Here is a 10,263-nt window from a genome sequence, read left to right on the forward strand (position 1 = left end):
TGTATAATATAAAAAATTAATATTTTAAAGATAGTGATTAGGAAGAGTATATTGAGAACCCTTTTAGAGAGCTAAAGATTTGGTGTGACTTTAGTAGGTAATCTTAATAGAAGCAGCCTTTGAATCTCTTATTGAGAAATTTGAACATAGTTCTTAAGTAGGTAATGACGATTTCCTCACGTTATAGAGGATAGAATTTAATTATTCTAGCTGAGTGGATAAATTTATTTATCTATTAGGGTGGTACCGCGAAGTTATTCCTTCGTCCCTTTTTGGGATGAAGGTTTTTTTATTATAAAGAAATGGAGGATTTAAAATGGATGAAATACTAGAAATCTTAGAAAAGAATAGTAGATATAGTGATGAAGAAATAGCTGTAATGTCTGGAAAAACTGTTGAAGAGGTAAGAGAAGCTATTCGAGATTATGAAGAAAAGAGCATTATAGCAGGTTATACAACTTTAATTAATTGGGAAAATACAGGTAAGGAAACTGTAACAGCATTAATAGAAGTTAAAATAACACCACAAAGAGGCGATGGTTTTGATAAGGTAGCAGAAAGAATATATAACTTTAAACAGGTAAAGGCATGCTATCTTATGTCCTCAGGAGGATTCGATTTAACTGTAATAGTAGAAGGTAAAACTATGAAGGAAGTTGCAATGTTTGTTTCAGGTAGACTTGCCGTTCAAGAATATGTAACAGGAACTGCAACTCACTTTGTTCTAAAGAAATATAAGGATCATGGTACTATATTTAAAGAAAGAAAATCAAATGGTAGGGAGGCTATATTTATATGATTTTAGAAGATATGATTTTAAAAAATGTAAGAGAAATGCCACCTTCAGGAATAAGAAAATATTTTGACCTTATAAACGAGATGGATGATGTTATTTCATTAGGTGTAGGTGAGCCTGACTTTGTTACTCCTTGGAATATAAGAGAAGCTGGTATTTATTCACTAGAAAAAGGACATACTCATTATTCTTCAAATGCAGGATTTATTGAACTTAGAGAAGAAATTAACAAGTTTTTAAATAGACGATATGATTTAAGTTATAAACCTGAAACTGAGATACTTGTAACAGTTGGAGGTAGTGAAGGAATAGATTTAGCCCTAAGAGCCTTAGTAGGACCTGGTGACGAAGTTATTATTCCTGAGCCAAGCTTTGTAGCTTATAAAGGATGTACAGCCTTTACAGGGGCTACATCAAAGGTTATTAATTTAAGAGCTGAAGATGATTTTAAGCTTACTCCAAAAATGCTAGAAGAGGCAATTACAGAAAAGACAAAGGTAGTTATAATTCCTTTTCCTAATAATCCTACAGGAGCGATTATGACAAGAGAAGAATTAGCAGGTATAGTGCAAGTTCTTAAAGATAAAAATGTAATTATTCTTTCAGATGAAATATATTCAGAGTTATCCTATGATAAAAAACATGTATCTATAGCATCCTTTGAAGAAGTAAGAGATAAAACATTAGTTATTAATGGATTTTCAAAAGCTTATGCAATGACAGGGTGGAGATTAGGGTATGTGTGTGGGCATCCTGTATTAATAGATGCTTTAAAGAAGATTCATCAATACGCTTTAATGTGTTCTCCTACTACAGCTCAATATGGCGCAATTGAAGCATTAAAAAATGGTGATTCTAGCGTTGAAGAAATGGCTCGTGAATATAATAGAAGGAGAAGAGTTTTAGTAAATGGCTTTAGAAAAATTGGTTTAGATTGTTTTGAGCCGTTAGGGGCATTATATGTATTCCCTTGTATTAAAACTACTGGATTATCTTCAGATGAGTTTTGTGAAAGGCTTCTTCTTAGTGAAAAAGTCCTAGCTGTACCTGGCAATGCCTTTGGTGATTGTGGTGAAGGCTTTATAAGAGCCTGCTATGCAGCATCTATGGAAGATATAATGGAAGCTTTAAAAAGGATTGAAAGATTTGTTAATAGTCTTAAATAATAAAAAGGAGAAATCTTAGAATAAAGATTTCTCCTTTTAAATTTTTGAATTATATACAACAAATTTTTATAAAAACATTTAAAAATATTTTTATTATGGTAGTATTATTAATGGCAAAACAAAAGAAAAGGAGTTAGTTACATGAATATTAAAAATAAATACGTTTCAACCTTTATGATACTTGTTATTATGATTGTTATGGCTTCAGCAGAGGGCTTTATAAACATATTTGGTTCTTCTATAAAAAGTGAATTTGCTTTATCTGATAGTAGATATTCACTAATGTTTACACTTGGATCTTTAGCCTATTTAATCTTTAATTTTATAGGTGGAAGTCTTTGTGAAAAAATTGGACAAAAGAAATTATTCTTAATAGGATTAGTAGGTGCATCTATAGCTAATATCATTTTAGCATCAGCTAACAATTTTAATATTTTCACAATAGGATTTATATTAATTCAATTATTCTTAGGAATGCTTTCTATAGCAGCTAATACAGTAATACCTTTAATATGGATAACTAGTCAAACTATAATAATGAATTTAACACATTTTTCATATGGAGCAGGATTATCTTTTTCACAGAAATTATCAGGTGTGTTAATAGATAAAGGGATTAGTTGGAGAGAAATTTATATATTTGGAGCATTATTTGCTATTATAACCTTTGCAATATTTATCTTTATTAAAATACCTACATCAAGTAATAGAGATACTAAGGAAAAAGATTCAAAAATAAACTTAAAGGATATTTTAAACAAGAAGATAATATGGATTCTTACCTTTAGTTTAGGATTTTATATTATATCTGAACAAGCTACAGGTCGTTGGTTACCTATATACATAGAAAATAAATTTATAGATTTATCACAATCAGAAATAGCATCGTTTATCTCTTTATTTTTTGTATTTTTAACTATTGGAAGATTCTTTGGTGGTTTTATAGCAGAAAAAATAGGTTCTTTGAAATCAATAAATATATTTTCTCTTATCGCTGCTATACTATTTGTAACTGGGTTACTTTTAGGTGAATCAGGTTTATACTTAATATCATTTTCAGGATTATTCTTCTCTATAATATTCCCAACATATATTATAGTTATTAGTGATCTATTTAAAGTAAATGTTGCTTTTATAACTGGCTTAATAATAAGTTTAGCTGGTATTGTTAATACAACTACTAATTTATCTATTGGATTTGCTTCAGATAACTTTGGTATAGAAAAAGCCATATTTATAATTCCTATTGCACTTACATTAACCTTTATTTTCTCATGTAGAGTAAAGCCTAGTAATAGAGAATAAAAAATATACATTTTTTGCCGTGCTTAATATATTTTATTTTTGTAATAATAATAATGTGAATATGTGTCAAGGAGGTAACCAAGGCATGAAAAAGAGATTATTAATTTTATCAGTAATAGCTTTAATGTCATTTCAGACATCAAATACTGTAATTGCAAAGGCTGAGCAGTGTAAACCTAATAGTCTTAGAGTATCAGTCGATAATTTTGCTCCACAAAGCACAATGAAGTTCGACGAGTTTTGGACTCCAGAAAATGAAGGTTTTTTATCTTCTGAAGAAAAAGAACAAGTAAATTCATTTAGAACAAAGGTTGAAAATAGAGAATATTTATCTGTTCAAGAAAAGTGTTTATTAAAGGAATATAAAACTAAGGTCATTAAAAGTAAGCTTGGAGATGCGCAATACACTGAATTAGAAAAATTAATAAATAAAAGAGAAAGTGAAACTCCTCTTACTTTAGAAGAAAGAGCACGTCTTTATCAATTAGAGAAAGAAATTACAGGTAATAACTAATTTAACCACCATATTCACGTTCCTAAACAAAAATGCAATAGCCTTATGGTTATTGCATTTTTATTTAGAAAATACGTGAAAAAGACAGTTTATATAATTTGTTTATAAATATTTACGAATGAAACTAAAATTTTCATATAAAATATTAGTAAAATACAATAAATAATGTTAAAATAGTTTTGACTATATAAATTGTAAGGGAAGGATGTTAAACGTGGAGAGATATAAAGAAGAGTTTATTGAATTTATGGTTGAAAGTAATGTTTTAAGATTTGGAGATTTTACTACAAAAAGCGGTAGAAAAACGCCATTCTTTATAAACACTGGAAATTATACAACTGGAGAGCAATTACAAAAGCTTGGAGAGTTTTATGCTAAAACTATTAATAATCACTTTGGTAATGACGTAGATGTATTATTTGGCCCAGCATATAAGGGAATTCCATTAACAGTAACTACATCAATTTCAATGAATCAATTATACAATGCAAATGTTGAGTATTGTTCAAATAGAAAAGAAGTAAAGGATCACGGTGAAGGTGGTATATTACTTGGAGCTAAAATTGGTGATGGAAGTAAGGTTGTAATAGTTGAAGATGTAATGACAGCAGGTACATCAATATACGAAACAGCTCCAATACTAAAAGCTCAAGGAAATGTTGATATAAAGGGTCTTATAATTTCTGTAGATAGAATGGAGAAGGGTAAGTCAGATATATCAGCTCAAGAAGAAATAAAAAATGTATTTGGAATTACTACATATCCTATAGTAACTATGCAAGAAGTAGTTGAACATTTATATATGAAAGAAATCAACGGTGTTGTTTATATAAATGATGAAATGAAGGAAGCTATAAACAGATACTATGAACAATATGGTGTAACATATAAAGCTCAATAATCATTTAGAATGACCTATTAATTTAGGTCATTTTTTTTATAGGAATAAACAATATTATACTATCTTTTTATAAATAAACATACTATATAGAAATAGCATAATAGTATAGGGGGTAGAACTACCTTAATTGGTGGTTATAAATTATGAATAATGAGGTAATAAAAAATAATAATTTATATTTTATAAAAGGATTAAGCTATAGTGATAATAAAATTGTTTTAGATTCATTGCAAAAGGATAAAAGTATAATATCAATTGAGGGAGATTATTTAAGTGTATTAGAAGATATTATCTCAATAAATATCTTAAATAATAAAAAAGTATTAATTGTTACTAAAAAAGATAACAAAATAACCTTTAATAATAATACATTAAATTTAATTAAATTAAATACAAAGGATATCCATAATCTTGATATAAATAATCTTGTAATTGAAAAGATCCAACTTGCTTTAAATAACAAGAGTAATTTAATTTTAAGTAAAATGAATCTTTTATCAAGAGAGATTGATAAGAAAATAGATTTATTGAAAGAAATAAATAGTTTTTTTATAGATTTAGATAAATCAGGTTTAACAAAACTAGATATGTATAATATGTCTAATAGTAAGATTGGTAAATGTGATAGTAGATATGAATACTATAAAACATTTATGGAAAAGAAGCCTTTTATGGAATATTCATATAAAGATGTTAAAGATTCAATAAATAGTTTGTTAGAGAATGATACCAGTACTAATTATAATAAATATAAGAGATTTAGTAATAATAAGAGCTTTGATAAAATAAAAAGAGATTTAAACATTAAAGATATAAATTTATATCTAAATAACATTGAAGACATTTTAAAAGATAGAAGTAATATAGAGATTAAATTAAATAAAACTAAATACACTAATGATTTTATAGAAGCAGTTATAGTAAATAAAAAGTTATCTTTAAATGATTTAAAAGCCTTAACCTCAACTATTAATACAAAGTATAACCATTACCTTATTGACGATAACTTTAAATACAAGAAGCCCAATCCTTTGTATTGGATAAAGAAAAAAGGATATTTAAAAAAGCTAGAAGAAAATAAGTCTAAATATATTAAAGAAGAAGATATTATTTATAATAATTTAGAAAGTAACTATATAATAGTAAATAACTATTTAAATACTTTAGATTTTTTAAATAATGTATTAAATAATGTTGAATATGAAAATCTTATTTTAAAGTTACTGAATGAAGAGGGTATAGAAGATAGTTTAAAAGATATTAAGAAGACTTTAGAAAACTATAAAACCTTTATTATCATTAAAACTAATTTAACATCATTATCCCCAATAGAAGAGGAAATATTAAATTATTGTTATAGTAATTTAAATGTAAAAAATCAAACTAACGACTTATTAAAGTTCATTCCAGAATTATATATCTATTCAAAGATAGAAGATGTTGAAACTTCAAATAATGATAAGCTCCATTACTATACTGATTACGAAATAATATTAAATGAAATATATATAAATCTATTAAAAAAGAAAGAGCTTTTATCAAATGCAGCAAGTAACATGTATTATAAATGTCTAAACAATTTCATCAAAGATAAAGATCTAGAAGATATTAATAATAGTACTACCTTAGAAAATACATTAAGTGAAATAACCTTAGAAAGTAAACTTTTACTCTCTGAAAATTTAATAACTAATATGTACCCTTGTGTTATATGTAATGAAGAAGAGGCAAATGTATATTTAAATTCAAATGAATGTCCTTACAATAGCGTTATATTAATTAATACATCTATAGATTATATTCTTCAAAAAGATATTGATAAAATTAAAGTTATAAATGAAGAAGATTATATTTTTAACATCAAATCTCTAAAAAAAGATAAGGATTGTATAAAAAATGAAATACTCAAAGATATAATAAGTCATTTAACTAAGCTTGGGTATTCTATAGAAAGAAATGTGATGCTTTATGGGTATTTAATAGATATATTAGTTTATAATAGAAACACTAATGAGGTAATCCTATGTATTGAGTGTGATTATAATGTATATACCAACGAGTTTACTGTTGAAAAAGACGATGTATTTAAGAAGTTAGTTTTTGAAGAAAAGGGTATTCGCTATATAAGGTTATGGAGTAGAGATTGGTGGAAAGATAGACGATATGAAATAAATAAGATAACGTCAATTCTAGATAACAATATTTAGAATTCTTTACAAAGCAACTAGTAAAGTATTTTTATGTTTAAAAATAACATGTAAGATGATAAAATAAAAATGAATAACTAACTATAGAGGAGAAAATAATGAACTTACTTACATTAGAAAATATAAATAAAACATATAGTGAAAAAGTGCTATTAAACAATGTTTCTCTTGGAATTAATGATGGAGATAAAATTGGATTAATCGGAATTAATGGAGCTGGAAAGTCAACTCTATTAAAGATTGTTGCTGGTAAGGATGAATTCTTTGATGGATCACTTATAAAGGGGAAAAATATTAGAATAGAATACTTAGCTCAAAATCCCGATTTTAATCCAAATGCCACTGTGTTAGAACAAATATTTAGAGGTGACACTCCAGAAATGCAATTAATTATGGAGTATGAAACTTTATTAAATGATATAAATGAAGGTAAAGAAGGAGTAAATAACGATTATCTAATACAATTACAAAGCAAAATAGATAATATGAATTTATGGGATTTAGAAAGTGAAGCTAAATCTATCTTAACTAAGCTTGGAATAAATAACTTCAATTCTAAAATGGGAGAGTTATCTGGTGGGCAAAAGAAGAGGGTATTCTTAGCATCTTCTTTAATTACACCTTGTGAATTACTTGTACTAGATGAGCCTACAAACCATTTAGATTCAGAATCTATAGAATGGCTTGAGGAATTCTTAAACAAGAGAAAGGGTGCCTTATTAATGATTACCCATGATAGATATTTCTTAGATCGTGTAGCTAATAAAGTGTTAGAATTAGATAGAGGTAATTTATTTTCATACGAAGGAAACTATACAGATTTTCTTGAAAAGAAAGCTGAAAGAATTCAAATAGAATCAGCTAATGAAGAAAAGAGACAAAAGCTTATTGTTAAGGAATTAAAATGGGTAAGAAGAGGAGCAAAAGCAAGAACAACTAAGCAAAAAGCTCGTCTACAAAGATTTGATGATTTAGTAAACCAAGAATATATTGAAAAAAACAATGATATTGAAATGCCTTTTGTAGGAAGAAGATTAGGTAAAAAGACAATAGAAATAAATTCTATTTCTAAATCATTTGATAATTTAAATTTAATAAATGATTTTAGCTACATATTCCTAAAGGAAGATAGAGTAGGAGTAGTTGGTAAAAATGGTATGGGTAAAACTACTTTAATTAATATAATTACTGGATTGATAAAACAGGATAAAGGTGAAATTGAAATAGGAGACACTGTTAAAATAGGTTCATTTTCACAAGATTATAAGGATTTAGATGGAAATGTAAGAGCAATAGACTATATTCGTGAAGGTGGAGAAAACATACCTACAGAAGATGGATATCAAATCACAGCATCTCAGCTTGCTGAAAGATTTCTATTTGATGGAACACTTCAATATACAAAAATTGAAAAGCTATCTGGAGGGGAAAAGAGAAGACTTCAATTATTAAGGACTCTTATGGAAGCACCTAATGTATTAGTCCTTGATGAACCTACAAATGATTTGGATATTGAAACATTAAAGATACTAGAAGACTTTTTAGATGAATTTATGGGTATTGTTATAGTTGTATCCCATGATAGATATTTCTTAGATAGAATTTGTAATAAAATATTTTCTTACGAAGGAAATGGTTATATAAAAGAATATACAGGAAATTATAGTGATTTTTTAATATCTAAAGAATTAGAAGAAGTTAGCCTTCCAAAAGAAAGGGAAGTTGTAGAGCCTAAAAAAGAATATAATAAAAACAAGGATACTAGACCAAAGTTTACCTTTAAAGAGCAAAAAGAGTATTCTGAGATCCACAATGTTATTGAAGGTTTAGAAGAAAAGATATCATTAATTGATAAAAAGATGGAGAAAAACTCTTCTAATTATGGATTATTAAATGAATTGACTAGTGAAAAAGAATCATTAGAGGAAACTTTACTAGAAAAATATGAAAGACTTGAATACTTAGATGATATAGCTGAACAAATAGCTAATTATAAAAAATAGGAAAAAAATATCTTATTGACTTTATTAAGTTTATTTGTTACTATCTATGAGTTGATATTATACTTATAACTTAGGAGGAGAATATGGAAGGAACAAAGGAAATCAAAATAGTAACTGCCGATCCATCTGCATTAGGACTTTTTGGATTAGCTGTAATTACTTTAGTTGCGTCTTCACAAAAATTAGGAATAACTGAAGGTGTATCATTAGTATTACCTTGGGCTATTTTCTTAGGAGCTACAGCTCAATTATTTGCTTGTATAAATGATTTTAAACATGATAATACATTTGGTGCTACAGCTTTTGGAGCTTATGCATTCTTCTGGTACTCAATGGGAATGACTTGGTTAATTCAAAATGGAGTATTTGGAGAAAAGTTAGCTGCTGCAGCTGACACAAAACAATTAGGTTTTGCTTTCTTAGCATACTTAATCTTTACAATCTTTATGACAATTGGAGCAATGGAAACTCATAAAGTTTTATTCTCAATTTTTGTCTTAATTGATTTCTTATTTATTGGTTTAGCTTTAAATGCATTTGGTATAATGCCAGAGTTTATGCATAGCTTAGCAGCATGGTCAGAATTAGGAATAGCAATATTATCATTCTATGGTTCAGGAGCTGCTGTATTAAACAAACATTTTGGCAAGGTATTTTTACCAGTTGGAAAGCCATTTGGTATATTTAAATAATTAAAAAAGAAAGTCTTTTGACTTTCTTTTTTTTTACATTATAAAGTATAATATATTTATAGGTATATAAAAGTGTACCATAACAAACATTATGTAAACTTGGAGGTTTTATGGAAGTACATATAAAATTAAAAGAAAAAAAAGATCCTGTAGTTTATACAGCTGAAAGAATTGATGTTTTAGATTTTGAAATGAATTCTATTAAGTATAAACAAATAAGATACTTTAAAAAAGGATTTTCAAAATCAGAATTAATTGTTGCAGATTTAATCGAAAAAATAACAACAAAGAATTAATCAATTTATTTAATAAATTGAATTTGAAAAACTAAATAAATTATTATAACTACGAGAAAGAGATTTTTAAAATCTCTTTTTTAATACAATAAAAACATATAATTTTAGGATGTAAACATAGATAAAATTTTTCTAAGAGAATTTAAGTTTAAAAATTCTAACATAGTTAAGTTTAAATAGATATTATAATTTCTATTAAAAAGCTCTACAAAATACCTATAACTTGATTCGTATTATCTATGTAATTTCGCTAAATATACATTTAGCGAAATTATATTAGTTGAACGAAATAAAGTTCTATGATATACTAATATCAAGGCTTTAAGAGGTTTTGGAGGTTAAAAATGAGCGAAAAACGAAATGATAAAACGAAATATGAAGAT

At 26.7% G+C, this 10,263-nt stretch carries 9 protein-coding genes and 1 other annotated feature; all 9 genes read left to right on the forward strand.

What is annotated here, in order from left to right; genetic code table 11:
* Positions 1-24 precede the first annotated feature (24 nt).
* Positions 25-273 (forward strand) — a binding site (T-box leader).
* A 43-nt stretch (positions 274-316) separates the two neighbouring features.
* Positions 317-799 (forward strand): Lrp/AsnC family transcriptional regulator, encoded by a 483-nt coding sequence (locus ACRDBA_RS14000; RefSeq protein WP_438573543.1) that lies wholly within the window; start codon positions 317-319, stop codon positions 797-799.
* Entirely contained in the window at positions 796-1,962 is a 1,167-nt protein-coding gene (locus ACRDBA_RS14005) for an aminotransferase class I/II-fold pyridoxal phosphate-dependent enzyme (RefSeq protein WP_438573544.1), read from the forward strand. The genes ACRDBA_RS14000 and ACRDBA_RS14005 overlap by 4 nt, the downstream gene beginning before the upstream one ends.
* Before the next feature lie 141 nt (positions 1,963-2,103).
* Positions 2,104-3,267: an MFS transporter gene (locus ACRDBA_RS14010; protein WP_438573545.1), complete on the forward strand. Its 1,164-nt coding sequence runs from the start codon at positions 2,104-2,106 to the stop codon at positions 3,265-3,267.
* 85 nt (positions 3,268-3,352) lie between these two features.
* Positions 3,353-3,781, forward strand: coding sequence for a hypothetical protein (locus ACRDBA_RS14015; RefSeq protein WP_438573546.1), 429 nt, complete (start codon positions 3,353-3,355; stop codon positions 3,779-3,781).
* Positions 3,782-3,995: 214 nt separating this feature from the next.
* Positions 3,996-4,682, forward strand: coding sequence for an orotate phosphoribosyltransferase (pyrE, locus tag ACRDBA_RS14020; RefSeq protein ID WP_438573547.1), 687 nt, complete (start codon positions 3,996-3,998; stop codon positions 4,680-4,682).
* A 143-nt stretch (positions 4,683-4,825) separates the two neighbouring features.
* The gene (locus ACRDBA_RS14025) at positions 4,826-6,889 is read left to right on the forward strand and encodes a hypothetical protein (RefSeq protein WP_438573548.1); all 2,064 of its coding nucleotides are present in this window, start codon (positions 4,826-4,828) and stop codon (positions 6,887-6,889) included.
* Positions 6,890-6,987: 98 nt separating this feature from the next.
* Positions 6,988-8,892 (forward strand): ABC-F family ATP-binding cassette domain-containing protein, encoded by a 1,905-nt coding sequence (locus ACRDBA_RS14030; protein ID WP_438573549.1) that lies wholly within the window; start codon positions 6,988-6,990, stop codon positions 8,890-8,892.
* An 83-nt stretch (positions 8,893-8,975) separates the two neighbouring features.
* Entirely contained in the window at positions 8,976-9,584 is a 609-nt protein-coding gene (locus ACRDBA_RS14035) for an acetate uptake transporter (protein ID WP_438573550.1), read from the forward strand.
* 110 nt (positions 9,585-9,694) lie between these two features.
* On the forward strand, positions 9,695-9,880 hold the full coding sequence (locus tag ACRDBA_RS14040; RefSeq protein WP_438573551.1) for a hypothetical protein: 186 nt from the start codon (positions 9,695-9,697) through the stop codon (positions 9,878-9,880).
* Positions 9,881-10,263: the final 383 nt, after the last annotated feature.

It is taken from the genome of Clostridium sp. (assembly GCF_051654825.1).
GTDB lineage: Bacteria > Bacillota > Clostridia > Clostridiales > Clostridiaceae > Clostridium.

Excerpts from the sequence above, each read along its gene's own strand:
- ACRDBA_RS14025 (WP_438573548.1), top strand. The coding sequence starts at position 4,826 with ATGAATAATGAGGTAATAAAAAATAATAATTTATATTTTATAAAAGGA.
- ACRDBA_RS14010 (WP_438573545.1), top strand. The coding sequence starts at position 2,104 with ATGAATATTAAAAATAAATACGTTTCAACCTTTATGATACTTGTTATT.
- ACRDBA_RS14005 (WP_438573544.1), top strand. The coding sequence starts at position 796 with ATGATTTTAGAAGATATGATTTTAAAAAATGTAAGAGAAATGCCACCT.
- ACRDBA_RS14040 (WP_438573551.1), top strand. The coding sequence starts at position 9,695 with ATGGAAGTACATATAAAATTAAAAGAAAAAAAAGATCCTGTAGTTTAT.
- ACRDBA_RS14015 (WP_438573546.1), top strand. The coding sequence starts at position 3,353 with ATGAAAAAGAGATTATTAATTTTATCAGTAATAGCTTTAATGTCATTT.
- ACRDBA_RS14000 (WP_438573543.1), top strand. The coding sequence starts at position 317 with ATGGATGAAATACTAGAAATCTTAGAAAAGAATAGTAGATATAGTGAT.
- ACRDBA_RS14035 (WP_438573550.1), top strand. The coding sequence starts at position 8,976 with ATGGAAGGAACAAAGGAAATCAAAATAGTAACTGCCGATCCATCTGCA.
- ACRDBA_RS14030 (WP_438573549.1), top strand. The coding sequence starts at position 6,988 with ATGAACTTACTTACATTAGAAAATATAAATAAAACATATAGTGAAAAA.